19 protein-coding genes are annotated in these 25,184 nt (G+C 50.6%); 9 read left to right on the plus strand and 10 right to left on the minus strand.

What is annotated here, in order from left to right; genetic code table 11:
• The 3 genes from IQ260_RS07825 to IQ260_RS07835 form a co-directional block, all read right to left on the minus strand.
• A partial coding sequence (locus IQ260_RS07825) for a two-partner secretion domain-containing protein (RefSeq protein WP_193992390.1) occupies positions 1-2,672 on the minus strand: 2,672 nt, incomplete at its 3' end.
• Between the two features lie 236 nt (positions 2,673-2,908).
• The gene (locus IQ260_RS07830) at positions 2,909-4,855 is read right to left on the minus strand and encodes a DUF4347 domain-containing protein (protein ID WP_193992392.1); all 1,947 of its coding nucleotides are present in this window, start codon (positions 4,853-4,855) and stop codon (positions 2,909-2,911) included.
• 364 nt (positions 4,856-5,219) lie between these two features.
• Positions 5,220-7,112: an ABC transporter ATP-binding protein gene (locus tag IQ260_RS07835; protein WP_193992394.1), complete on the minus strand. Its 1,893-nt coding sequence runs from the start codon at positions 7,110-7,112 to the stop codon at positions 5,220-5,222.
• Between the two features lie 376 nt (positions 7,113-7,488).
• On the opposite strand from IQ260_RS07835, the gene IQ260_RS07840 reads away from it, so the two are divergent.
• Positions 7,489-8,547: a hemolysin family protein gene (locus IQ260_RS07840; RefSeq protein ID WP_193992396.1), complete on the plus strand. Its 1,059-nt coding sequence runs from the start codon at positions 7,489-7,491 to the stop codon at positions 8,545-8,547.
• A gap of 281 nt (positions 8,548-8,828) precedes the next feature.
• On the plus strand, positions 8,829-10,697 hold the full coding sequence (locus IQ260_RS07845) for an alpha/beta hydrolase (protein ID WP_193992398.1): 1,869 nt from the start codon (positions 8,829-8,831) through the stop codon (positions 10,695-10,697).
• A 39-nt stretch (positions 10,698-10,736) separates the two neighbouring features.
• Here IQ260_RS07845 and IQ260_RS07850 read toward each other — a convergent pair whose 3' ends face one another.
• Entirely contained in the window at positions 10,737-12,266 is a 1,530-nt protein-coding gene (locus IQ260_RS07850; RefSeq protein ID WP_193992401.1) for a phytoene desaturase family protein, read from the minus strand.
• A 63-nt stretch (positions 12,267-12,329) separates the two neighbouring features.
• A complete protein-coding gene (locus IQ260_RS07855) occupies positions 12,330-12,770 on the minus strand; it encodes a hypothetical protein (protein ID WP_193992403.1) in 441 nt (146 codons plus the stop codon).
• Between the two features lie 212 nt (positions 12,771-12,982).
• On the opposite strand from IQ260_RS07855, the gene IQ260_RS07860 reads away from it, so the two are divergent.
• Positions 12,983-13,720, plus strand: a complete 738-nt coding sequence (locus IQ260_RS07860) for an HAD family hydrolase (protein ID WP_193992404.1) — start codon at positions 12,983-12,985, stop codon at positions 13,718-13,720.
• A 20-nt stretch (positions 13,721-13,740) separates the two neighbouring features.
• Positions 13,741-14,667, plus strand: a complete 927-nt coding sequence (gene thyD, locus IQ260_RS07865) for a thylakoid membrane protein ThyD (RefSeq protein WP_322744920.1) — start codon at positions 13,741-13,743, stop codon at positions 14,665-14,667.
• A gap of 31 nt (positions 14,668-14,698) precedes the next feature.
• Here the strand turns inward: thyD and IQ260_RS07870 are convergent, their stop codons facing one another.
• Positions 14,699-15,271, minus strand: a complete 573-nt coding sequence (locus IQ260_RS07870) for a thioredoxin family protein (RefSeq protein WP_193992406.1) — start codon at positions 15,269-15,271, stop codon at positions 14,699-14,701.
• Positions 15,272-15,324: 53 nt separating this feature from the next.
• On the opposite strand from IQ260_RS07870, the gene IQ260_RS07875 reads away from it, so the two are divergent.
• Together IQ260_RS07875 and IQ260_RS07880 are read left to right on the plus strand one after the other, a co-directional pair.
• A complete protein-coding gene (locus IQ260_RS07875) occupies positions 15,325-15,729 on the plus strand; it encodes an NIL domain-containing protein (protein WP_193992408.1) in 405 nt (134 codons plus the stop codon).
• A 5-nt stretch (positions 15,730-15,734) separates the two neighbouring features.
• Positions 15,735-16,172, plus strand: coding sequence for a hypothetical protein (locus IQ260_RS07880; protein WP_193992409.1), 438 nt, complete (start codon positions 15,735-15,737; stop codon positions 16,170-16,172).
• 746 nt (positions 16,173-16,918) lie between these two features.
• On the opposite strand, the gene IQ260_RS07885 is transcribed toward IQ260_RS07880, so the two are convergent.
• The 3 genes from IQ260_RS07885 to IQ260_RS07895 all read right to left on the minus strand — a co-directional run bounded on the left by IQ260_RS07885 (position 16,919) and on the right by IQ260_RS07895 (position 20,809).
• The gene (locus IQ260_RS07885) at positions 16,919-17,818 is read right to left on the minus strand and encodes an alpha/beta fold hydrolase (RefSeq protein ID WP_193992411.1); all 900 of its coding nucleotides are present in this window, start codon (positions 17,816-17,818) and stop codon (positions 16,919-16,921) included.
• 367 nt (positions 17,819-18,185) lie between these two features.
• On the minus strand, positions 18,186-19,457 hold the full coding sequence (locus IQ260_RS07890) for a M16 family metallopeptidase (protein ID WP_193992413.1): 1,272 nt from the start codon (positions 19,455-19,457) through the stop codon (positions 18,186-18,188).
• 56 nt (positions 19,458-19,513) lie between these two features.
• The gene (locus tag IQ260_RS07895; protein ID WP_193992415.1) at positions 19,514-20,809 is read right to left on the minus strand and encodes a M16 family metallopeptidase; all 1,296 of its coding nucleotides are present in this window, start codon (positions 20,807-20,809) and stop codon (positions 19,514-19,516) included.
• 938 nt (positions 20,810-21,747) lie between these two features.
• Here IQ260_RS07895 and sds point away from each other — a divergent pair.
• The 3 genes from sds to IQ260_RS07910 all read left to right on the plus strand — a co-directional run bounded on the left by sds (position 21,748) and on the right by IQ260_RS07910 (position 24,361).
• Positions 21,748-22,719, plus strand: coding sequence for a solanesyl diphosphate synthase (gene sds / locus IQ260_RS07900; RefSeq protein WP_193992417.1), 972 nt, complete (start codon positions 21,748-21,750; stop codon positions 22,717-22,719).
• A gap of 150 nt (positions 22,720-22,869) precedes the next feature.
• Positions 22,870-23,832 (plus strand): carbohydrate kinase family protein, encoded by a 963-nt coding sequence (locus IQ260_RS07905; protein WP_193992419.1) that lies wholly within the window; start codon positions 22,870-22,872, stop codon positions 23,830-23,832.
• A gap of 55 nt (positions 23,833-23,887) precedes the next feature.
• Positions 23,888-24,361, plus strand: a complete 474-nt coding sequence (locus IQ260_RS07910) for a CYTH domain-containing protein (protein ID WP_193992421.1) — start codon at positions 23,888-23,890, stop codon at positions 24,359-24,361.
• Here IQ260_RS07910 and IQ260_RS07915 read toward each other — a convergent pair.
• Positions 24,358-25,086, minus strand: coding sequence for a carbonic anhydrase (locus tag IQ260_RS07915; protein ID WP_193992423.1), 729 nt, complete (start codon positions 25,084-25,086; stop codon positions 24,358-24,360). The genes IQ260_RS07910 and IQ260_RS07915 overlap by 4 nt on opposite strands.
• Between the last annotated feature and the right edge of the window lie 98 nt (positions 25,087-25,184).

Genomic DNA, 25,184 nt, shown 5'->3' on the forward strand with positions numbered 1-25,184 from the left:
GCCCTATCGGACATCTGTAATGAGCTGCCATCAATTTCAATAGCCCCCCCTTGCCCAACAGCCCCAGCGCTCACGGTTGTAGAAATATTGGACAAGCGTGTAATGGGTACAAGGTTACCCTCAGCATTAGGTACTTCAAATGTACGATTACCGCTGAGTTCTACCGCACCATCGGCAATGATAGTGACATCCCCTGCATTGCCCTGATTGAATGTGGCAGATTCAATTACAGCACCATTTGTTAAGGCGAATGATTTCGCATCAACAGTAATATTTCCAGCATTGCCGGCTCCAGCAAAGATAATAGGCACCCCAGTCGATTGATCCACATCTCGCCTGACTGAACTACTGATAGCACTAGGAGTAAGTTGATCATTAATCAACTCAATGCCATCAATTTCAACGGTTTCGCCTGCCATCAAGGTAATCTCCCCGGCACTACCTTGGCCAGAGGTGTCAGAGCGTAGTTGAGCACCACTTCTCAGGCTGATATTCTCGGCAACATCGATGGTGATGTTGCCTGCATCTGAAGGAAGACCCTCATTACTTTCTTGGCCAAAAGTATTAGCAAAGAATTGAGCACCGTCTTCAAGCAGTAGCGATCCGGAAGTTGAAGTAACGTTAATGTTGCCACCTTGTCCTGCAGCACTGGCACCCACTGATGTCGAGATAAACGACGTACGTGTGACAGGAACTAAATTGCCGTTAGCATCTAGAACATTCAGAATAGTGTTGCCATCTAACTGAATATCTTTATCGACTGTAATGGTTATATCCCCGGAATTTCCTTGCACAGCTGTCGCCGACTCAATGCCAGCGCCATTAGTAATAGACAATGATTCTGCATTTAGCGTAATTTGTCCCGCATTGCCTGTGGACGCAGTATCGAGCGCGCTACTGCGAATGCCGGTTACGATTTGATTAAGTGGATTAATGCCATCAAAGGAGGCTTTTCCTCGTAAATCTATCGTTATATTACCAGCATCGCCAAGACCGAGCGTAGTTGCGTTGATTTGTGCACCGTTGCTAAGCTCTAAATTTGTTGCGGCGACCCTAATATCCCCGCCCCTAGCTGTTGATGCAAATGGCACACCTGTAACTGCACCTGTGATAAAACCGCCGGAACCATCTAAACGAATGTCTTCTTTTGCTAAAAGGAATATTTCACTACCGGAATCTTCAAGGGATAGTGTAGTGACAACGCTATTAATAACACTGATATCATCACGAGCATCTATGGCGATTTTTCCACCTCCAGGGACACCGAGTTGCAAACTACCTGCAACAATTCCTCCCCCTGTCAATGGATTCTCGATACGAATATCGCCAGCGCTCAATTCAGCATTAGGCTCATATTGATTAGTTAACAACACTAATCCGTCTGGAGCATTCATAAAGATATTATTCACGTTAATATCTGCGTTTGATGGAATGTCTGTGAAGGCAGTGCCAAATGCAATTCCTGGAAACAAGTCTAAGTTTGGAAAACCAATTGCTTCAGGCAATATTCCTGCTCGTACGTCCAGAGTGGGTTGAGCAGCACCATTTATTTGGATAGGTGTGCCATCTGACAACTCGATAGTTTCTTGTATAAAGTCAATTCCTAATTCGCCGACCGCAGGGCCTGTAATTATTGCAGTGCCAAGTTGAACAGATCCGCCAGCCAAAATGTGCAGCGATGTCCCTGTGTAGGCTCCGATCGCAACATCGCCTAAAGTACGAATAACTGGGTCAATGGGACTAAAAAGATCGCCTATTTCTCCATCCAAAGTTTCTATTCTGAAACTGCCTCCACTCCAGTAGTGAGCATCACCACCGACAGGATTGGCTGAGCGCAATACCATATCCCCATAGCTATACAACCCGCTATCAGGATGACTCAATACCACGATGTCCACCTGCTCATTGCCCTGCACCAGGAGGTCATCGCCTGCAAAGCCAATAAAGGGAGTCTCGCTCGCATCACGAATCTGTACCTCATCCAGGGCCAGCAGCGTTAAGTCGTCGCCCGCTGCAATCTGTCCCTGTAAGTCCAGTACGTTTGCCACTAGCATCAGGTCGCCTGAGGCGGCCAGCTGGCCCCGGTTTTCGATGTTGCCAGAGGCTGCTGTCAGGTAGTTCTCTAATTGCACACTGGGGTTTACCGTGAGCAGGCGGCTCTGCTCCGGTGCCACTGCACTAAATACCCCGTTGCCTAGCTCAATCGCACTTCCCGTAGTGCCATAAAACGAGCCTTCAATATCGAGGGCCGCATTCTCGCCAAACACAAGGCCATTGGGATTTAGCAAAAACAGATCAGCACTGCCGTCCACTCCCAGGATGCCGAAGATATTGGACGGGGCATCACCCGTAACCCGGTTAAGGATCGACTCAATGCCTACTGGGCTAGCAAAATACACCCGCTGCCCTTCACCCACATTGAACTCTAAGAAACTGTGGAACAGATTGCTACCACGAACCGCGCCGCCCTCAATCAGATCGGCCAGATCGCCCCGCACCATGGCCCCCTCCGTCACCGTTGATAGCTCACCGCCCAGGGTGCCATCCGGCGTAATTTGGGCTTGGGCCGCGATAGGGAAGTTTGCAACCGTCAGCAGCACGATCGCAACTATTCTAACCAGCGTGGGACGCTTAGGTAAGGTAGCAACATTCCAAGCGGTAGATAGCATCATTGTCTTGCAAAATGGAGGCTATTGCGCAGCCTACCACAGCGACTCAGCGTACAGAGTACCCGTGGTAACACCTACGAAATTAGGCTTCAATGGGACATCGTGGGCATGGCTATGGGTTAGTGTAGTGCGTCGTGGATGCAGGCCATAGATCCCCCATGGGGTAACAATCGTAAGAAAAGACCGCTGACAAGTCATGCTCATCAGCGGTCTTTTGACTTTAGATTTAACTAATGACTTTAGGCGACATTGAAAGAGATCACAATGTCATTGAAGTCTGTATCTCCAAGCCTGGCCTGGTCCTCAACACCAAAGGTGTTGTCCCCCAGAGTCTTAATGTGGTCAAACGTGCGGCCTAATTTGTCTTTGTTCTCACCACTGTGGCTAAAGAGTATTTGGTCAGTGGTAGCGACCTCTGGATCCACGCCATCGACAGCAACAAATATGCCCAAATGCATACCGCCTGTTAGGGTAGCATCGAAGCTTTTAGTCTTTCCATGGTCGCCGGTAAGATTAATATTTAGGCGATTTGAGATCGCAGCTGCCTGATAGCCAGCATCACCTGGCATATACTTGTTGCCCATGGTATCAAAAACAGCCCCATCAGCATCGGTCACGTATAGATCTACCAGGTTATCCATGGACGCTTCGCGACGAATTTCACCGCTGATGGACACAGTCCCCGTAAGGTTTGTGAGATCGATGATAGCCGCATCATCCTGCAAAAGATTGGGACTGCTGGGTACCTCATCTTTGAGCGCTGTGGTGAGCTGAGTGCCGTCTTCAAACACTAAAGAGAATGTGCCATCACCCAGGTCTTCAAGCTTTCCGAGACTGGTCAAACCTTTCTCTTCCAGTTCAAATTGAAGATGGGTCACACTTAAGAGATCGTTTCTCAGAAGATTAAATGTGGGAGTAAAGTCAGGTAGTACGTTGTTCTCATTTTCAACTACAGAGAAAGCGCCAATCTGAGTGCGGTTGTTACCGTTCTCATCAGTGCTAAAGATTTTTAGCGAGCCAACGGTAAGAATCTTAGAAATCTCAACAGTTAAGCTGAATACTTGTGCATTCCCCAGTCGAGTGATTTCTAAGACGTTATCTCCTGTTGCTGCAGACAGAAGACCATCCAAATCATCATTAGCTGGTGTTTCTGGTGGCTCGGCCGGGTCCACCGGGTCCACCGGGTCCACCGGGTCCACCGGGTCCACCGGGTCCACTGGGTCAACAGGGTCCACGGCCTCGGGAGCAGGGGTTACAAGTTCTTCTGGCAGACTAGCACTGGACCAGAAGAGACGAACAACGGCTCCGCCGCCACCTTCATAGTAATCTAACCGAATATCGTATTGAGTGTCTGCTTGTAGCTCGATGGTTCCTGTATGTTCAGTAGTGCCTTGATCAACAAACTGATCAATAATGAGCTGGCCATCGACCCAAAGACGAACACCATCGTCAGAGGCTGTTTTGAATGTGTAGGTTTCAGAAAACTTGGGTTCAATTTTCCCGGTCCATCTGACTGAGAACGTATCTGGCTCGATCGATTCATCAGGCGAACTGTCTCCCCAATCAAAATCTATGGACGAATCGACACGAGTGAGTGCCAATTCACCAAATTCTCGATCGTTGTAGTATTCTCCGGTAAAGCCATCGGCCAGGGTATGGCGATAGTTTTGCAACGTAGCTGCTTCAAATAGCTGGGTGGCTTCAGGTAGCCAGTAGCCATTACCGATGGGACGGTTGCTAGCAACGATTTTGGCATTGCTGATGGCCTGTAATTTTGCAACAAACTCAGCGCCAGCATTGCCAACGGCTACATTGCAGGCCATCAGTGTTAACTGAGGCGAATCTGCTAAGTTAAACCATGCTTGTAACTGACTGGCATATTGAGCCAAGTTGTTGAGCTCTAGGGTGCTTGCCCCAAGGTTGATACCACCAGAAAAGCCGTGGGCAACTAATGTGAGGGACGTTGTCGGTGCCTGCTGAAGAATAGTTGTGATTTGGGCGATGCCATCTTGATCGGGGGATAGCACATGGGTATTGGCGCCTGTGGCTACGCCAGCCAACAACATGGGGAGGTTATCCACATGGGCATCAAAAATGATGGTGGAGACGGGTTTGACAACAGCAGTCTGTTGTGCGGAATTTTGGCTGTGGGTGGGGAATCTTGAAGTGGGGTTACAAATGGGCATAGTGGCTAGTTATGGTCAGCAGACGTTTGATATCGATAAACCTTGTTGAACAAACGGTCCCCCTTGACACATCCTTTGGATGAAGGCGGTCAAAATGGCTTATAGAACCCTGTGGAACTTATCCCCTTTGGGATTACAGGGTGTGTCAGTGATTTCAACGGGCTTCATAGCAACGTATTCAAATGAAAAAGAGCCGAACCCTATCTGATGGGCAAGGGTTACGGAGACTTAATAAAATAGTGAGAGAATTGTTATGAAAGCTACATAAAAGTAGGGACAAGTGCTGATTTCACTGCTAAATTCGGCACTTGTCCCTGTGGGGATGGATCAGATAGAGCGGAACTAAGCGGAACTAAAGGGAGACTTATGATGCGATCGCACCCCTGGCCGTTTGCAACTCCTGAATTCGTTCTAGGGTACCTGCCGGAATCGCCTCAATCAGCTGCTTGGTGTACGCCTGCTGTGGGTTGTTATAAATCGCGTCGGCAGGACCCAGTTCTTCAAGTTTGCCCTGGTTCATCACCATGATGCGATCGCTCATGAATTTCACCACTCCGAGGTCGTGGGAAATAAACACATAGGTCAAGCCAAATTCTGCCTGTAGCTCCTTAAGTAGGTTAAGCACTTGCGCCTGTACCGAAACATCTAGAGCAGAAACCGACTCATCGCAAATAATAAATTTGGGATTGAGTGCCAAGGCTCGGGCAATGCAGATCCGCTGTCGCTGTCCGCCCGAAAACTCATGGGGAAATCGATTGACACAGCCGGGGTCGATATCCACCCGCTCAAGGAGATAGGCCACCCGCTCTTTAAGATTTCGACGACTGCGGATGACGCGATGAATCTTTAACGGTTCTGCAATGGCTTTGCCAATGCTCATGCGCGGGTCTAGGGAGCTAAACGGGTCTTGGAAAATTACCTGCATCTCGCGGCGCAGCTTACGCATTTCTCCCTTGGGCAGCTGCCGAATGTTGCGCCCTTCAAAGAAAATATTGCCTGCCATGGGTTCGACCAGACGCAGTAGAGCCCGTCCCAACGTTGTTTTGCCGCACCCCGATTCGCCCACTAGCCCAAAGGTCTCACCCCGATACACATCAAAGGACACATCATCGACGGCCATAAAGGTGCGCGTGGTTTGGCCAAAGACGCCTTTGACCGGATAGCCCACCTTGAGATTTTGCACGGTCACGAGGGGGGCTTCACCGCTGAGCTGTTCTAGACGACGGCTGGTTTCAGCGGCACTGACCTCGGTGTTTAGCTCTGTCGCCTCATCGGCGTCAAAATGGCGGGCAAAGATTTTTACATCGCCGTCGGGTTCATCTTGGACCTGCATGTAGTCAGCGACGGTGGGCAATTTGCGTAATCGTTGCTCGGGCCGTGGACGGCAGGCCAATAGTCCTTTGGTGTAAGGGTGGTCTGGCTTGGCAAAAATTTGATCGACGGGGCCATATTCAACGATTTTGCCCCGATACATAACTGCCACATCATCAGCAATTTCAGCAATGGTGCCCAGATCGTGGGTGATAAAAATCATGGACATGGAGCGCCGGTCTCGCAGATCCCGCAGCAGGTCTAGAATACGCGACTGGACGGTGACATCCAGGGCGGTTGTGGGTTCATCGGCAATTAAAAGTGCCGGATTGCAAGCAATGGCCATGGCGATCATCACCCGCTGGAGCTGACCGCCAGAAAGCTGATGGGGATAGCGTTTGAGAATGGCTTGTTTGCGCTGTTGGACGGCGCGGGCAATGGCGTTGCGATCGCTATGCTCAGCGGCGACCATGGCGGCCAGTTCTTCATCGCTAGGCAGCAATTTGACTTCCTGGAGGCTAGCGATCGCCTGCTTTTCCGCCTCGGCCTTTGTAATAGTTTGATGCTGCTGAATCGCTTCGATTAGCTGAAACCCGCAGGTATAAACGGGGTTTAAGGAACTCATCGGTTCCTGAAAAATCATCGAAATTTGGCCACCTCGATAGGCCTGCATCTGCTTTTGGGAGACCTGGCATAGATTAACTGGCGTATCGTCAGATTTCTCAGAAAAAAGAATTTCACCCTTGGTAATCCGTCCTGGTGGGTTGGGCACCAGCCCCATCACCGCTAAAGATGTGACGGATTTTCCTGAGCCTGATTCCCCCACAATGCCCAAGGTGCGACCCCGCTGTACTTGAAAGGAAATACCATCCACCGCTTTGATGTTGGCGTTAGCAGTGTCAAATTCAACCTTCAGATTGCGGACATCAAGGATAGTTGCGCTCATGGATGGTAAGAGGTGCTAGGAAATAAGACAGGAAGGGTCGGTTGGGGCAAGGGGCAGCCACGGTGCTTGATTTGAGCACGAATGCTTAATGCTGCGACAGTTCTAACAGCCCAATCAGTAATATCAGAAAACCTGGGATTGTCTATGTATCTATTAGGAGTCAGGCAACTATATTTAGATATAGAGGTGGACAGTGAGAGTTCGGCAAATCTGCGCTAGTGCGAGTGGGCAAGGGATCAGTATGTTGAAATAGCCACAGTTGTAGCAAAAACACCCCTATCTTGTGGGTAGGCCCCGTGTAAGGCGGTTGCTTAATTAGCCAGAATCATAGCAATCCTTTGCCGTTGATTGTCGATATGTTGTCTTTACTCCCATCATGGCCCAACTTGCGATCGCAGTTTTGATCGTTATCATCGGTTCCGCTATCTGTTCCGGCACTGAAGTAGCACTGCTCTCCATCCCCCTGCTCAAAGCCCGACAGCTCGCCCAAAATCGTAATCCAGCCACCGTTGCTCTGCTAGCCATTCGGGAAAAAGTCAGCCGACCGATTGCTACCATTGTCATCCTTAACAATATATTCAATATAGTCGGTAGCTTTGTCGTCAGCCGGATTGCCGCTGAGATCTTTGGCAACCTGATGCTAGGCATTTTTTCAGGAGTGCTGACGTTTTTGATCATTTTGTTTGCCGAAATCGTTCCGAAGACCATCGGTGAGCGTTACGCTGAGCAGTTTGGTTTGTTTGTGGCGGTCCCAGTGCGCAGCCTCACCTGGTTGATGACGCCGATTATTTTGGTGTTAGAAAAACTAACAGCCCCATTAGTCAAGGGAAATCAGCGCCCTGTAACCAATGAAGCCGAAATTAAATTATTGGCTATGTTGGGATATCAAGAAGGGCTGATCGAAGATGATGAGGCCGAGATGATCCAAAAGGTCTTTCGCATGAATGATATTGCTGCCGAGGATATCATGACGCCTCGGGTAGCCATTACTTACCTCGAAGGTCATCAGTCCTTAGAAGCCGCCCAGCAAGAAATCATGCAGTCGCAGCACAGCCGTATCATCGTTATCGGTGAAGAGCTAGACGATGTTTTGGGAGTAGCGCTTAAGGCCGAACTCTTAGCGGCGTTAGTGCAGGGGCGTGGCCAGGACCCAGTGACCAGCTGCATGCGTCAAGCCCGCTATATTCCAGCGACTGAGCGCTCAGATAAATTACTTAAAACCTTTCAAACCGCCCGTGAACATCTGATGATCGTAGTGGATGAGTACGGTGGTGTCTCAGGTGTGGTCACACTCGAAGATGTGCTGGAAGTCCTGATTGGTGAAATTGTGGATGAAACGGATCGTAATGTGGACCTGCAGGCCCTAGCCCGACAGCGCCGACGGCGGTTGCTGCAGCGCCAGGGATTTCAAACCGATCTTAGGCGGCGTCAGTAAGGGCAATGCCGCACAGCTCTGTTCGTTACATTGCCTAGCCCACCGGTTAAATCAATATGATATCTGTCCGGCATTACGGCTGTTGTGATGAAATAACGGTTAGGTTCCTAACGTCCTGTCCTATTTAAAGCCCCATTGGTTCGCTACATTAGCAACCCCTAACATCCAGTTTTGCTTGCTATGTTAGGTATGATCCGACGATTTACTAAGTGGCTGTAGGTCTTGTTTCTTATTCTCGGAACTTACGTTCAAATCGTCTGCTTATCCACTGTCATTTCGCTATGTTCCACCCTGCTTGTATGGCGTCTCCATCGCCTCGGCCTGCCCAGCTTTTGCCGTTTGGTTTCAAATCGAGGCGGCTGCGATCGCTGCTGTGGGGCAGTGCTATGGCGTTTGGGATCATGCTCGGTGCACCAGCGGAGGCTGCAGAGCGCATCAATATTCAAGTGGGGCCGATTAAGCAGACGCTCTATGTCAGCGATCTCGAAGAATTTGCCACCACGGGTCAGGTGCCATCCCGCCTCAGTCTTTATGAGGCATTTTTAACCCCTGAGATTCGGTCCATGCTCAACAACCGGGTGGCGCTAGACCCGGCCATGGCCGATCGGATGGTGGCTGATATTTTGGCATCGCCTAACGGTGAACTATTACTGGACTCATTAACTCGGGTAGCACCGGGGCTGACGGTAGAGCAAATCCGTGCGGCTATTAGCCTGGCGGCCAAACAGACCAATGGCTTAAATATGCTTGGGGTGCTGCGGGCCGTACCCCAAGAGACCCTGGATGTTGATCTTACCGCTGCGTTGGCCCTGGTGTCGCAGCTGAATCTGTCGCGGTTGGAAGGGGATGCCCTGAGCAGCGTATTGGAGCAGGAACTGCTGGTAAGCGATCGGTTGGATCTACCCGATAATCTTGACCCTGCTGCTGACGGTTCAGTTGAGGTGACCGAGCGCTCATTTCGGTTTATAGATCGCGATCGCGACCGGCTTATCCCCCTAGATCTATACGTACCGGAGCAGGCTGCTATTGAAGATGCTCCGCTGGTTGTGCTTTCCCATGGCTTTGCCGCCGACCGTCGTTTTCTGACCTATGTGGGGAAGCATTTAGCCTCCCATGGATTTACCGTTGTCGCTGTGGAGCATGTGGGTAGTAACGTTGATGCCCTTAACAATACTCCGTTGGATCCGACGGCGGTAGAAGAGCCTAGTCGTATTCTGCCAGCCAGTGAGTTTCTAGATCGCCCCCGTGACGTGACCTACGTTCTAGACCGTCTGGAGTGGATGGAGCAGATATCTCCCATGCTAGGGGGCAAGTTTGATACTGACAAGGTCGTACTGATCGGCCATTCCCTGGGGGGATACACCGGATTTGCTTTAGCAGGAGCCCAGCTAGACTTATCGGCGCTGCCGCCCTTTTGTGACAGTCTGACGCCCGTAGGCCTATCGCCAGCCGACTGGCTACAGTGTGCAGCGGTTGAGTTACCGGTGATGACGGCGGATTTGAGCGATCAGCGCATTACCCAGGTCATTGCCATGAACCCATTGGTCGGCCAGTTGTTTGGTCGCAAGGGATTATCTGAGGTCAATGTCCCGAGCATTATTCTCACAGGTACCAAGGATGGTGTTACACCCACCCTGGCTCAGCAGCTGGGGCCATTTGACCAGCTCAAAGGCGCTGATAATCATCTAATTGCGGTGATTGGGGGAACTCACCTGAGCGTGGGCGATCCGGATAATGTGAATGAATCCCTCACCCAGATTCCATTTATGCCGGAGCTGTCGGGGGAGCAAACCACAAGTCTGCGTCAGTATCTCAAGGCGCTTTCCTTGAGTGTGATCATGCAGCAGACCGATCAGGCAGAAACCTATCAGGTCTTTTTAGAGCCCGCCTATGCCCAAGGATTTTCCACCGGTACCCTCCCATTGCGGATGACCCAAACCCTACCGGACAGTGTCCAAGGCTGGCTGCGTACTGTTTCCCCTGAGCGGGCTCGTGCAGAACGCGAAACGTTACTTTCCTGGGCTCGTTTGAAAACCTTTGATGTCCGTCAGTCCGTGGGTAATGTCCAGCGTCGGATGACGGCCTATTTACGCCAGGAGCAGGTGTCGATTACGGTGCTGTATTGGCCCATGGGGGTGCCTTGGATCTAGGCACATTAGCAACAGCATACAAAATCTATAAGTCTAAGTCTATAAATCTAATAGAGCCAATGCTTCCCTCGGGCTGACGAGGCTATTCGCACAGAGAATGCCGGAGGCAGCGACGGCAGGCACACCGATGCCGGGCAGGGTGCTGTCCCCCACGCGATAGAGACCTTTGATGGGAGTTTTACAGCCTGGGAATAGGCCCTGGCCAGCGGCGATGGCAGGACCGTAGGTGCCCTGGTGACGACGGAGAAAGCGTTGATGGGTGAGGGGGGTGCCGATCAGTTTGAGGGTGATGCGATCGCAAATATCCGGCATCACTTTCTGCAAAGCCCGAATTAGTGTCTTCGATTTGGCCTCTTTTTTCGCTTCATAGGCAGCCCTGTCAGTAGTCCTGTTATCAGTGTCCTGCTGCCAGTCGTCCCAGGGTTCTAGCGTATAGGCATGCACCACATGGTGCCCCTCTGGAGCCAGGGATGGGTCCAAGACAGATGGGATAGAAATCATACAGGTATTGCCGGGGGTAGTGATGTCTTGGTCGGTATCATGCACCACCACATGGTGAATGGTGAGATCTTCTAGACCTGCAGCCCGAATACCCAGGTGTAGGTGCATAAAACTATCGACCGCTATGGTGCTCACGGACCGTTGCCGATAGCGTGCGGGCAAATCAGTCTTTTCCAGCAGGTGATTGCAGGTATCCCACAGGGTGGCATTGGAGATCACCTGGTCAGCCCGGATCCGTTCGCCAGTTTTGAGGATCACTCCCTGAACTCGATTATTCTCCACCCAGATTTTGTTGACATGGGTGCCCAGGCGAATCTGACCGCCCCAGCGTTCTAGACCGCGCACTAGGGCCTCGACGAGGGCACCGCTGCCACCCATGGGATAGTCAATGACAGAGGCGGTGCGCTCTCCGAACATGAAGGCCATTTCAGGAGCGACGGTGTCATGGGCCTTCATCCCAGATAGCAAAAAGCATTCTAAGTCAATCAGCTGTCGCAGCCATGGGTCCTGGACTGTTTCATCCACAAAGTCCCCCATGGAACGCCCCAGACCTCTTAGCTGAGGCAGCAGCTGCAGCATGGCTTTGGGATAGCGCTGCGCTAACACTGGCAGCAGCCAGCCATCGGCCCGCAACGCCAGTGTGGGAATTGACCCCAAGGGGCGATAGATCGCCAGCATCTTGGCTGTAAGGGCTTTTAGTTCTTGCGCTGCTTGGGGACTGACCTCTGCTAGCGATGCTTGGTAACGATCAGCATCCCCATAAACCGCTAGGGTTCTATCGGGGAAATGGTAGTGCCCCAGCGGATCGTAGGTGACAGTTGCAATTGATTCACCTAGGGCAGTTAAGACTTCCCTTAGAGGGTTGCAGGAGTTCGGATCTGCCAATCCACAGTAAAAAGAGGGACCAGAATCAAAGGTGAATCCCTGACGCTTAAAGGCATGGGCCGCGCCACCGGGCAGGGTATGGCTTTCACACACCAGCACCCGTCGACCGTAGCGAGCGAGTAACCCAGCGGCCACGAGGCCCCCGATGCCGCTGCCGATGACTACGATGTCATAGGAGTCCATAGATGTCTTATTTCCAGATGTAGGGTCGTTCCATGGAACGACCCTACACGGCTCACGATCGGTTTAGCGAATTAAAACCTGCTCAATCTCTGGCAGATATCCAAGTACGGCGTTTTCTTCTTCAGGATGAATCTCCTTGAGCTGCTCGATCCGCCAGTGGGTAGAGCTTTCTAGCTCTTTGGCCTCGTGGAGCAGACGCAGGTATTCGTCAGTGGCTTCAGGTTTATTGCTGATTTGATCAAGTCGTCGGGTGATGGCGTCGCGTTCACGTTTCCAGTGGTCGTTAGCCGCCTGGATTTGGGCGGCGGCACCGCCGGATTTGACGACGGTATAGATATCTATGAGTCGCTGATACTTGTCTAGATACGTAGAGTCAACGTTTTTAACAACCGGATTGCTAAGTACGTTTCCAGAGGTGGCCAGACGTTTCCGTTGCTGCCACCACTGTAGGATCACAGGTATGGCTGTTTCACTAATGAGACTTTTTTTGGCAAGCAGATGCATAGTTTTACAAACCTAATGGATTAACCAGGAGTGTGCTCTCATTCCCCAAGGCTCATTCCCTAAGGGGTAATATTTAATACTAAGACGTTACTGGCATACTTGATGTCTAACTTAAGGACATGTTTATGAATGTTTGTTTGGCGTAGTTAGAGCGCCAACACACTCCTTTTTGAGGGTGTTTGTCAAGATCTCTAATCTCGTAATTTGGCACAATGCTCAAGGCAGTATTCTTTGGTTTTCACGGTGTCGTCATCAATGATGATGAGGTCCATCCACGGCTGATAGCTGAGCTGCTGTTGGCTGAAAACCTGCGGTTTGACCCAGACGAATACAGAGAGATGTGTGGCCGTAGCGATCGGGCTCGGTTGGCGGCAATTTTGCAGCAGCGAGGGCGTTTTGTCCGAGATGACTATCTAGACGGACTGCTGCGTAAAAAGGCTGAGGGCTATGGGGAATGGCTGCGATCGCAATCCAAACTTTCCCCCTATGCTGGTTTAGACGATTTGCTCTATCGCATTCGCACCAAGCAATACGTAACGGCCATCGTCACGGGTGCTCAGCGGGCTGATGTAGAGCAGGTGCTGGCGGCGACTAACCTGAGCGATCGATTTTCCCTACTAGTTTCTGCTAGCGATATGCCTGTGGCTGCGAGTAAACCGGCTGCCACCAGTTATTTAGCGGCGATAGATCAGCTTAACCTGAGTCACCCTGAGCTGGCCCTTACACCGCAAAACTGTCTGGCCATAGAATCCTGTTTTGCCGGGATCGAAGCGGCTAAGGCGGCCCATATTCCCGTCGTTGGCGTGGCTCAAATCTATCCTTATCACATGATTCAGCGCCGTGCTACTTGGGCCGTAGACTACCTAAACGAAATTGACTTTGATTGGATTGCTCCACGGTATGAACCGGGATCGAATACCGCTACCATGAGAGAAAAGCCAGCTGTGTAGCCGATCCAGGGGAGTAGGTAATGATGAAAGTGGCAGTAACTGGAGCAACGGGATTTATCGGATCGCGTCTAGTGCAGCGGCTTCATGATGCGGGGCACCAGATTAAAGTCTTTGCCCGCAACCCGGAACGGGCTAGAAAAGTCTTTCCAGCATCTGTCTTTAAGCAAGTAGAGATCGTTGGCTATACCCCTCAGCAGTCGGGGGAGTGGCAATCGGAAATCTCAGGCTGTGACGGTGTTATCAACCTGGCGGGTGAAGCGATTGCAGAGCGCTGGACCCCCGAGCGCAAGCAGGAGATTATGAATAGCCGGGTGATCGGCACTGAAAAACTGGTCGAGGCGATTGGCAAGGCGGCAGTCAAGCCCAAGGTGCTGGTGAGTGCTTCGGCGATTGGGTTTTACGGCACCAGTGAAACGGCTGAATTTTATGAAACGAGTGAGCCGATCCAGCAGGACTTTTTATCCCAGGTGTGTCAGGGCTGGGAAGCCGCAGCCGATAAGGTGACCGCCTACGGTACGCGGCTAGTGACCATCCGAATTGGGATTGTATTGGGCATGGGGGGTGCGATCGCAAAGATGCTCACCCCTTTCCGGCTCTACGCAGGTGGCCCCATCGGCAGCGGCAAACAGTGGTTTTCCTGGGTCCATCGTGATGACCTGGTTAGCCTGTTTATACAGGGCCTGACGGACGAGGCTATGTCCGGCGTCTACAATGGCACCGCACCGCATCCTGTACGTATGTCTGAGCTGTGCGATGCCCTTGGCAAAGTTATGAATCGTCCCTCTTGGCTACCCGTACCTGACTTTGTGATTGAAACCCTCCTAGGCGATGGTGCTGTAGTGGTGCTTGAAGGCCAAAAAGTATTACCAGAACGCACCCAGTCCACTGGTTTTTCCTACGCCTATCCCAAAGTGGAGCCCGCCCTACGCGAAATTGTAGTCGAGTAGGGCGCTCATATCGGCCCATAGAACGACAGGTCTACTGCACCACCTGGGCTCCATGGCTGCGAGGATCATCCGATGAACCCGCTGGCTCTAGTGCGGTTTCTACTTCGGACGTTTGACCTTGAGCCTGGGCGTAGGGTAAATCCTCACCCGCTGTCAGCGCTGTCAAATTCTGAGCCAGAACTGCTCGGGGAATTTCACCCATGGCCGCGCCCGCATCATTACCGGTCCCATCCAAAAAGACAAAGTGGGGAATGCCATCTACCCGATAGTGGAGCATTTCTGGTAGCCACTTAGTGTTGTCCACGTTCAGCATGACGAAGTTCACATCCTGCTGATACTCATTTTTTAGCTGCTGTAAATCTCCGGCCATGGCCTGACAGCTGGTGCACCAGTTAGCATAAAACTCCACCAGCGTAGGCTTACCGTTCGTTATGGCTTGATTTAGTGGAACAGAGGCCTCTGCCATTTCCGAGAGCGAGGCGGACGGAGTGCGGGTTTGCAGTCCTAAAACCACCGCCACACTCAAGACGATAGCAACCGCTACCACCACAAAATTTCTCAAGCGTTGCACCAGACCACCCGATTCTGGGGAGTTAACCGACATAGAATAAAAAAGCGCCTGTGGCGTCCTGACAGCGTCTTCTTTAGTCTAGCGGAATGAAAAAGCGCGTTACCCTGACATTTCCCAAACAGACGGTGAATATGCCCATCACCTATCGGCTGGCCAAGGACTTTAATGTGGCCGCCAATATTATTCGAGCCCAGGTAGCCCCCAATCAGGTAGGCAAAGGGGTGATCGAGCTATCAGGCGACATTGATCAGCTTGATGAGGCGATTGACTGGATGCGTAACCAAGGCATAGGTGTTTCCCTATCCAGCCGTGAAATCTTGATTGATGACGATCTATGCGTTCACTGTGGTCTGTGTACGGGCGTATGTCCCACAGGCGCATTACGTTTAGATGCAGAAAGTTTCAAACTGGTTTTTAACCGAGCCCAATGCATTGTCTGTGAGCAATGTATTCCTACCTGTCCAGTACAGGCGATTTCGACCAACCTGTGAGGGCAATGATGAAAAAACTGCCCTGGTTATCCTCCCTGCTGCTGTTGCTAGCTTATATGGGCTTTGGTGCTTTTTTGCACGCTCGCCACAGCTCTGACTTTATTTGGTGGCTTGCCCTCGGGCATGCCGTGCTCGAAGCGGCGCTGCTCACCATTCTGTGGAAACCGCTACGCAATTTCTTTTTGCTTGGGTTTCAATCTGATGTAGGCTACACCATCATGGCCCTGGTCACAGCTTCTCTCGCTGTTGTTGTCGTCTCGTGGATTCAAATCTTTGTCTACTTTCTCGTCATGTTAGCGGCAGCTCTGCTACTGCGAGTGGAATTACTAATTCGCGATGTTGGTAACAGTTTGGCATTCGTCACAATTTTAGTTTTATCGTTAATGGGTTTGGGCCTGAGTCGATTAACTACAGAACTTGCTATTTACAGCTTTCCTAGCTGAGACAGTAACTGTGATGGAGTTATAGACACTCCAGGAAGCGGCATAGAACAAATGGCTGAGACAGATTGTTTGCGCGATTCTAATGACAGCACAAGCGTTTAACTGTTGCCCCTACCCTGTTGCACATTGGTGTCGCAGGGTACTTTTTTGTTTAAATGTTGATTTGCAATCTTGTCTTATGGTTTAACTCATGGCAAAGTCTTATCACGGATAATAAGTGACATGGATCACAAGAGTGAGTGTTGTAGCTCACAGGGCTGAAAGCTTTGCTATTGCTTGGTTGTGGACACTCTAGAAATCGGCATACGATAAATTGCTGAGGCGGATTGTTTGCGCGATTCTAATAACAGCACAAGCGTTTAACTGTTGCCCCTACCCTGTTGCACATTGGTGTCACAGGGTACTTTTTTATTTAAATACTGACTTCTAAGAGCTGTCAGTGTTTGGCTATAGACCTTTACCAAGGTTATGAAAGATCTTTCATCTATTGAAGTAGTGTGACCTACTGAGTTCTAAGTGAGACCGTTATGCAATTAAGGACACTCCAGAAATCGGCATACGACAAATCGCTGAGGGAATGACCTAAGCGATTCTAATAACAGCACAAGCGTTTAACTGTTGCCCCTACCCTGCGATGCACATTCGTGCTCCAGGGTACTTTTTTGGCTACGGTCAGGTGAAAGCGGAGAGATGTTGCTGATAACACCGATCTCTTAAAGGGTGGAAAGCGGTCTAGCCAGGTCTGATTAGACTAAGCTTTCTACCGCCTTCCGCTGCACCCACTCAGTGATTAGTGGATTCACGAGTTCGGGTGCTTCATCCTGGGGGCAGTGGCCCACTCCTTCGAGTGGTATGAATTGTTCGACGACTGTATACTTGCTGAGTTCCCGACCCAGCTCAATGGGCTCCCACGGGTCTGCTTCACCCCAGATCATGAGCACTGGACAGGTAAGCTGGGGTAGCAAATCTTCAGGCAGTGGCCCTTGAGAATAGCTGATAAAAGCGACGAATACATCCACCGCTGCTGGGTCACGGGCAGGGGCCAGCAGCAGCTCAATCAGTTCATCCGTGACTTCTGCTTTGCGACCATAGGCCTGGCTTAGAACATTCTTTAGAGTTCTAGGCTTTGCCAGTCGGGAGAAGAAGAACTGTCCTATGGGTCTGTAGTTGAGAATAGCTTGGATCAGTGGAGTAGGTGCGTTGCGGTACCAGGGCAGGGTGGCGCGTTTGCGATCGTGAAGTAGCCGCAGTGAGCAGTCAAGGACAACCAGGCCTAGAATTTGTGCAGGTGCCATAGTGGCTGCTTGCATGGCAACAATACAGCCAATAGAGTTACCGATGAGAAAAGCGGGTTCGCCAATGATTTCTTGGCAGAAGTCGATGATTTGCTGGCCCCAGGTTTCGAACGTGTAAGTAAGGGGTTCACCAGGCGCTGGTTTAGCGGATTGCCCATAGCCGATCAGGTCAATGGCATAGACGCGATGAGTCGTGCCGAGGTCGGGGATATTTTTGCGCCAGTGGTCGCTGTGGGCACCAAAGCCATGGATGAGGAGTAGCGGTGTGCCTTGAGTACCTGCAGTTTGATAACGGATGGAGAAGCCTTGCCAGATCCAGAAGTGAGTTTGGGGAGACGGTGGGGTAGACATAGGTAGGGGCAGGGCTATGAGTAGATCAAATTTTATTCTTTCTTAGATTATTGCGTACTGTGTTGATTATGGTTCTTATCAGTACTCTGCAGCAGACTTTTTAGAAGGAAGAAAAGATTGTTGTCAAGGCGATGGGTTGGATGCGAACTCAAGTATCACCGTTACTCTAGATTGTTCTCGAAAAGACTTCTCGACAATTGTTGCACCATCCAAAAGTTGTTATCTGCTTTGTTGTCACAAACAACAACTTCTTTTCGGAAGGTGTGAAGGAGTTGGCTCTCACATTAGGAGGATTTTACGAGGGAAAGCCTTGAGCTGCTCTGAGTGCTAGTGCTCATTTTGATCGATGTAGTTTTCGGTCGGCTCACTATCGCAGTGCTTCTACTGCTGTTGCTGGTCCTAAAATTGAAATATAGGAGTCCACAAAACATCGCTTGGCAGCTGCCTGGGCTTCTTCAATGGTCACAGCAGCGACATCAGCCTGAAACGTGGTGTCAAACTCCATACCTAGACCTAAAATCTCATACCAGCCTAGCAGCTGCGCAATTTGTCCATTGGTCTGTTTGCCTAGGGCATATTGGCCTAGCATTTTGTTCTTGGCAACCTGTAGTTCGTGGGGAGTTAGGGGAATTTCACAAAGACGGCGCAGCTCACTTTGCAGACCGTCAAGGGCCACAGAGGTATTCTCAGGCGCAGTGCCAATATAGGCCACAAACTGAGAAGGCCCTAGCCGCGTTGGGTAAAATGCTGACACATCATAGGCAAGCCCCTGTTTTTCTCGCAGTTCTACGAATAGACGACTGGATAGACCATTCCCCAGATGGGTACTCAGTAGTTTTAAAGCAGCAAAGTCTGGATGCTTTACGGAGGCCGCTAGATAGCCCAGGATGACAAACGCCTGATTTGTTTCCTGGGGCGTGACGATGCGGTAGGCATGAGACTCGATGGATGGTAATCGGGGTTCCGGAGCTGGCTGATTGGGAGCTTTCCAATTGCCTAGGAGCTTATCGACGAGGGCAACAGCTCGCTCGGGATCAATACGCCCAACAATGACCACCACCATGTTGTCAGGGCGAAAGTGATGACAATGAGCATCTAATAAATGCTCCCGCTGGATGGCCATGATGGTTTCTTCAGTACCCATGCTGGAAAAACCGTAGGGATGGGTACCGTACATGCCTTCACGAAAATATTTGTAGGCAACACTGAAGGGCTGTTCTTGCATTGAGCGCAGCCCTTGAATAGTGAGCTTGCGTTCTAGCTCAATTTCATTTTCTGGGAAGCTGGGTTCTCTGAGGACTTCGGTTGCGAGGGTGAAAATTTCCTCAAAATCGGCGGAGACGGTTTTGATACTGACCAAGCTGTAGTCTGATGCGCTATCGGCCCCTAGGCTGGCACCGACGTATTCTACCGCTTTGGCGATATCCAAGGAGCTGCGGTGAGCGGTACCCCTGGTGAGCAAGGAGGTGAGGAGGCTAAAAATACCTGCATTTTCTGGTTTTTCATGCCCTTGGCCGACGGGCAAAAACACACGGGCTGAGACAATATCAGCGGCTGAATTTTCGATGGCGATAACTTTAAGGCCGTTGCCCAAGTAGGTGGTGATGGAGTTTTGCTTTGGGGCAGTGGATACAGTCACAGGTGTTGTGGTTGAGAGTTAGTAGTGAGGGATCAGGAAGGGTGGGAAAAAGCAGATTATGCCGGGGTTAGGGCCAGGGTACCGCAATGTTGGGGCGATAGGTATTGCTGGGCGAGGGGAACGAGTTGCTCTGGGGAATAGGCGCGTACGTAGTCAGGATAGGCGAGGGCTAATTCGGGAGTGGCTAGGGTTCCATAGTACCCGTATAGTCCGGCCAGCTGACCTGGGGTTTCCATAGAAAACGCGTAATCATTGCATAGGAGGCGCCGAGCGCGCTCTAGCTCTGCCGCTTCAATCGGTATGGTAGCTAGAGCTGCGATGCGATCGCAAATCACCTGCTCCACGTCCTTTAAATGATTGGGAGCCAACCAGGCGGACAAGACAAATAAACTACAGTCTTGCTGAACCGAAAAGCTACCCATAATTTCATCAACCCACTGACGATCTTCCCGGAGTTCTCGCACCAGTCGCGACATCCGCCCTTCGGCTAGCACCGTCGCCAAAATATCCAAACCACAGGCCGTGGCTAAGTCATCGATCCCAGGACCGAGCCAAGCCATCATTAATCGACCATGCTCCAATCGAGGCAGTGCCAATGTCTGGTGAGGATTTGTCAGCAATCGAGGCGGTGCGCTCCAACCCACCGTCGGACACAATTCTGGCTGGGCAAATCTACGAAATGTTGTCTGCACTAGTTCTAATACTCGGCCCAGGGAGACACCCCCCGTGATCACCACCTGCATATTGCCAGGCTGATAGTAGGTGTGATGAAACCGGCGCATTTCCTCTGGCGACCGCTCTTGTAAACCATCAGGAGACCCTAAAACGGAACGTCCGTAAGGATGATTGCCATAGAGCATTTCTGACAGTGTCTGAAATCCAATCCAGTCAGGATCATCCCAGGACTGATGAATCTCTTCAATCACCACATGACGTTCTCGCACAAATTCATCCGCTGGAATAGCGGCATGGAGTAAAAGATCGGCGAGGTAGGGCAAGGCATGGGCTAAATCATCAGCGGCCACCGTCATATAAAAGTGGGCATAATCATGACTGGTGGCTGCATTAGTCAGCCCGCCTCGACTCTCAATGGCCGCATCAAACATACCCGGTAAAATTTGCTCGGTCCCCTTAAACACCATGTGTTCTAAAAAGTGGGCCATACCTGTCCAGGTATCGGGCTCGTAGCGTGCCCCGGCTTTAACCCACACATCGACAACGACAACAGGTGTCGTTGCAATCTCCTGATGAATTACGGTTAAGCCATTATCTAGGTGGACGATGCTGGCAGGAAATGGAACAGTGGTCCTGCCGGAGGGGGTGGAGGCAGAAACGTCGGAGGCTGAACTCAAGTTGCTTGCCTATTGCTTAAAACTTCTGTCCATGCTACCGCCCTAAGTTGTTTTCGGGAATACATAATTGGCTGAAGATATGCAATCATTTCCTGACATTGAATCAAGCATCTAAATAAATAGTCAGAAAAAAATATCCGTTAACTTTAGCCTGACTCCAGGCGTGCCCTATTAAAGCAACGGGCTAGCTCATCTAATAGCTAGCCCGTTGCCCTGGGAAATAATCATGAATAGAGACGTGTGACACGAGCGTTGAACTATCTCTGGCGATAAATATATACGACCTAAAAGAATCGTTGATTACTATTTGCCAGCCAGCTTCATTTCAGCATCTGTTCTCGGCGTCTTATAAAGTGTTGAACTGCCGCGAACAAGATATAGACCATAAGTAAGTAACTAATGGCAAGTACCAATATCAGTAAAGGGGTGAAGGAGTGGGTCATCGACGTAGCCAGGGGAGGGGAGGAACAAAGACGGTTTGCATGCCAAAAAAAGCAGGCAGCAGGAACTGACAGCACAAAGGCTAGTATTAACCTAATCAGTAGACTCAATAATCAAAAAGCTTTGATACCAGGATTACCCAGCGCTGACAGTGTTGCAGTATCGCTCGTCACTCCATACGCATTTAGAAGCGCACATGCACCGATAAATCCCTGTCATTGAGCTTGCTATTAAATTTTTCAATTCCTACTATTAGATTAACATAAGCATTTGTTATTTACATAGACCTAATTAAAAAAAAGAAATAGAAATATCTAATCAATACTAGCCAGATCGTGCTCTTTGTGTGATGTCCAATCTCAGAAGCTGTAAATAGGCTGACACAGGGGAGTTTCCAGATTTTCTGAATGGATTTACGACACCAACTGAGCCGTTAGCTTAGAATGAATATGGATTACTTAAAATTTCGTAATCAAGCCGTCTGAGCATTTCCTCCCATGACTTCAACAACATCGCTGTTTGCCCCCGTCGAAGCAGATCTCAGTCTGCTGACGGATAACCTTAAGCAGCTGGTCGGTGCTCGGCATCCTATTCTCTACGCCGCTGCAGAACATTTATTTGGGGCGGGTGGGAAACGCATTCGACCAGCTATTGTGCTGCTGCTATCACGGGCGACGGTGATGGCAGCTGATATTCCAGCGCGGCACTTTCGTCTGGCGGAGATCACAGAGATGATCCATACCGCTAGTCTCGTGCATGATGATGTGGTGGATGAGTCGTCGCTGCGCCGTGGTGTCCCAACGGTCCACAGTAGCTTTAATAATCGGGTGGCGGTGCTGGCTGGAGATTTTTTGTTTGCTCAGTCGTCCTGGCATTTAGCTAATTTGGATAATCTGACTGTAGTGAAGCTGCTGTCCCGCGTGATTATGGACCTGGCTGAGGGTGAGATTCAACAGGGTCTGAATCGATTTGATACCACGCTGTCTATCGATGCCTATCTGATGAAGAGCTACTACAAGACGGCATCGCTGATTGCTAATAGCTGTAAGTCAGTAGGGGTGTTGAGTCAGACATCGGATGCGCTGGCAGAGTCTCTATATCAATATGGTCGGAATCTGGGACTGGCCTTTCAGATTGTCGATGACATTTTGGATTTTACTGGGTCTGAAGAGGTGCTGGGTAAACCGGCAGGGTCTGATTTACTCAGTGGTAATCTGACGGCTCCGGTTCTCTACGCTATGGAGGAGACTTCCTATCTGACCCCATTGATTGAGCGGGAATTTGCCCAGGACGGAGACTTTGACGAGGCGATAGCGTTGGTCAAGGCCAGCCGTGGCATTGATCGTTCGCGTGATTTGGCCGCTCAGCATATTGAACGGGCGGTGGAAAATCTGACGGGCTTACCCCAGTCAGAGCCAAAGCGAGCATTAGAAGCCCTGTCAGGCTATGTACTGAGTCGGTTGTATTGAGGGTGTAGGGGCAAATGAAACCATAGTTGAGATCAGTAACGCCTAATTAATCTGCTGTCTACAGCTTGCTAGCACTCTGTACTTTCGGCTGAGAGCCACCTATATTAGGGGCTGTCAGCATGTGCTGGGAGCAATGGTTCGGAGGCGAGGATGAATAATCCGTTGAGTCCAGTGGTCTGTCTGGGAGAAGTTTTAGTAGACAGCTTTTGGGCAGGAGGACAGCATAAAAAAATGTCCCTGCCCGGCGGTGCGCCAGCGAATGTGGCCTGTGGACTGGCTAAGTTGGGGACTGCGGCAGAATTTATTGGTGTGGTTGGTGTTGATACCTGGGGAAAAGCGCTGGCGCGACTGTTGGCAGATTTGCAGGTGGGGACTCGCGGACTGCAGCAGCATCCGACCGCTCCCACCCGTGAAGTGTATGTGTTGACAGATGAGACAGGCGAGCGATCTTTTGCTGGGTTTTCTCTACCTGATCCGGCAGGGTTTGCGGATGCTCATTTGATTTGCGATCGCATCGATACCCATCTATTCAAAGGTGCCAAATACCTTGTTCTTGGTACCCTAGGGTTGGCCTATCCTGAAACCCGCGAGTCTATGCTGCAGGCGGTGGAGTGGATTCAAGCGCAAAATGGCCGAGTGGTACTGGATATCAACTGGCGACCCATGTTTTGGGAAAACCCAGCCCTTGCCATGGGGCCGATCAAAGATTTGCTCAAACATGCTGCGTTTCTCAAGCTATCTGATACGGAAGCCCAGTGGTTGGTGGATACTACAGATCCGGTTGAGATCGCAGCCCAATACCCTCATTTAGAAGGGGTGTTAGTAACGGCTGGTGCGGCTGGCTGCCGCTATTCTCTGGGTGGCCACAGTGGCCAGGTGCCCGGTTTTGATGTGGATGTGGAAGATACGACCGGTGCTGGCGATGCGTTTGTGGCCGGTTTTTTACATCAGCTATGTGCCCGTGGGCGCAGCTGTCTTCTGGATGCTGACTGTGCCCATGAGATAGTGCGCTATGCCACTGCTGTGGGGGCTTTGACGACGACTCGCGCAGGTGCGATCTCGGGGCAGCCCACCCCCCGTGAAGTAGACGCATTTTTGTTTTTGAGAAAATGATTATTTCGTAGCGGCGTTCCACGGAACGCCGCTACGAAAATAAATTTGAAAATTAATGGCTAAAGAAATCGAACGGAAATTTTTGTTGAAAAATGATGGCTGGCGTGACCTGGCGACAGGGCAGTACTACTGCCAGGGCTATATCCCCACCCAGGGTGACCAAACGGTGCGGGTGCGAATTGTGGACGAGCAGGGATATCTCACAATCAAGGGACTAACGATGGGCATCAGCCGATCTGAATTTGAGTATGCAATTCCGCTGGCAGATGCGCAGGTTATGCTGAGCGAGCTGTGTCAGCGGCCTCTGATTGAGAAGCACCGTTACCGCATACCCATGGGCAATCTAGTTTGGGAGGTGGATGAGTTTGTAGGAGAGAATCAGGGCTTGATCCTGGCTGAAGTAGAACTCACCCATGAGTCGCAAACGGTGGAGCTGCCTACCTGGATTGGTGAAGAGGTAACCGGAGATCCTCGGTATTACAATTCAAATTTGGTGAGAAATCCGTTTAAGGGTTGGGGAAGAAGTTAGTATGAGCCTTTGAAAATTCTTTCGGCCTGGTTTCTAGCGAGACGATTTTCTCCAGGCATGTAGGCTGTGGGCTGGGTACTGCCGTTATTTAGGGGTTTGCTGGGATCGCTAAATGGAGCGACAAAGGCATGGCGATCAGAGTCGTAGGCGAGGATGCTGCCGTCATTGATATTGTAAATCCAGCCATGGAGCGATAGGTTTCCTCTGTGGAGCATGGAGCGAACGGCTGGGTAGGTGCGCAGATTCTCGATTTGGGTGAGAACGTTTTCCGCTACCAGCATGTCCAGCTTGTCAGCTTTGTCTAAATCGTTGTAGTTATCCTCTACCAGCTGACGAGTTGCTTCTGTATGAATCAGCCAGTTGTAGACCAAGGGCATTGTGGCTTCTAATTTGCCAATTTGCAGCAGCCCTTTCATCGCGCCGCAGCTGGAGTGACCGCAAACAATGATGTGGTTAACTTTCAAAGACTTGACGGCGTATTCAATAGTGGCCCCTTCGCCACCGTTGGTAGCGCCAAATGGGGGCACAATATTGCCGGCGTTACGAATGACAAACAGTTCACCCAGTTCTGCTTGGGTAATTAGTTCTGGTTGGACCCGTGAATCGGAACAGGTAATGAAAAGCGCGTTAGGACTTTGACCTTTGGCCAAATTGGCCATCAATGTTTTATGGGAAGGAACGTAGGTATCCTGAAACTGACGCAGACCGCGCATTAATTTTTTCATCGTCGTTCGTCCTTAGTTCCTGTTCCGAGTGGGTGGGTATTTTGAAAGCCCTTTAATTCTTATCCCATATCTTTAGAGCGCTGAGTGCAAAGTTTTAC

The organism is Leptolyngbya cf. ectocarpi LEGE 11479 (assembly GCF_015207065.1).
GTDB classification, from domain to species: Bacteria; Cyanobacteriota; Cyanobacteriia; order Phormidesmidales; family Phormidesmidaceae; genus Leptothoe; species Leptothoe ectocarpi.

Bases quoted from the DNA above. Each gene is read 5' to 3' on its own strand.
- IQ260_RS07855 (WP_193992403.1), bottom strand. From the start codon at position 12,770: ATGCATCTGCTTGCCAAAAAAAGTCTCATTAGTGAAACAGCCATACCT.
- IQ260_RS07870 (WP_193992406.1), bottom strand. From the start codon at position 15,271: ATGTCGGTTAACTCCCCAGAATCGGGTGGTCTGGTGCAACGCTTGAGA.
- IQ260_RS07835 (WP_193992394.1), bottom strand. From the start codon at position 7,112: ATGAGCGCAACTATCCTTGATGTCCGCAATCTGAAGGTTGAATTTGAC.
- IQ260_RS07880 (WP_193992409.1), top strand. From the start codon at position 15,735: ATGATGAAAAAACTGCCCTGGTTATCCTCCCTGCTGCTGTTGCTAGCT.
- IQ260_RS07885 (WP_193992411.1), bottom strand. From the start codon at position 17,818: ATGTCTACCCCACCGTCTCCCCAAACTCACTTCTGGATCTGGCAAGGC.
- IQ260_RS07850 (WP_193992401.1), bottom strand. From the start codon at position 12,266: ATGGACTCCTATGACATCGTAGTCATCGGCAGCGGCATCGGGGGCCTC.
- thyD (WP_322744920.1), top strand. From the start codon at position 13,741: ATGATGAAAGTGGCAGTAACTGGAGCAACGGGATTTATCGGATCGCGT.
- IQ260_RS07845 (WP_193992398.1), top strand. From the start codon at position 8,829: ATGTTCCACCCTGCTTGTATGGCGTCTCCATCGCCTCGGCCTGCCCAG.
- IQ260_RS07910 (WP_193992421.1), top strand. From the start codon at position 23,888: ATGGCTAAAGAAATCGAACGGAAATTTTTGTTGAAAAATGATGGCTGG.
- IQ260_RS07860 (WP_193992404.1), top strand. From the start codon at position 12,983: ATGCTCAAGGCAGTATTCTTTGGTTTTCACGGTGTCGTCATCAATGAT.
- IQ260_RS07905 (WP_193992419.1), top strand. From the start codon at position 22,870: ATGAATAATCCGTTGAGTCCAGTGGTCTGTCTGGGAGAAGTTTTAGTA.
- IQ260_RS07840 (WP_193992396.1), top strand. From the start codon at position 7,489: ATGGCCCAACTTGCGATCGCAGTTTTGATCGTTATCATCGGTTCCGCT.
- sds (WP_193992417.1), top strand. From the start codon at position 21,748: ATGACTTCAACAACATCGCTGTTTGCCCCCGTCGAAGCAGATCTCAGT.
- IQ260_RS07915 (WP_193992423.1), bottom strand. From the start codon at position 25,086: ATGAAAAAATTAATGCGCGGTCTGCGTCAGTTTCAGGATACCTACGTT.
- IQ260_RS07830 (WP_193992392.1), bottom strand. From the start codon at position 4,855: ATGCCCATTTGTAACCCCACTTCAAGATTCCCCACCCACAGCCAAAAT.
- IQ260_RS07875 (WP_193992408.1), top strand. From the start codon at position 15,325: ATGAAAAAGCGCGTTACCCTGACATTTCCCAAACAGACGGTGAATATG.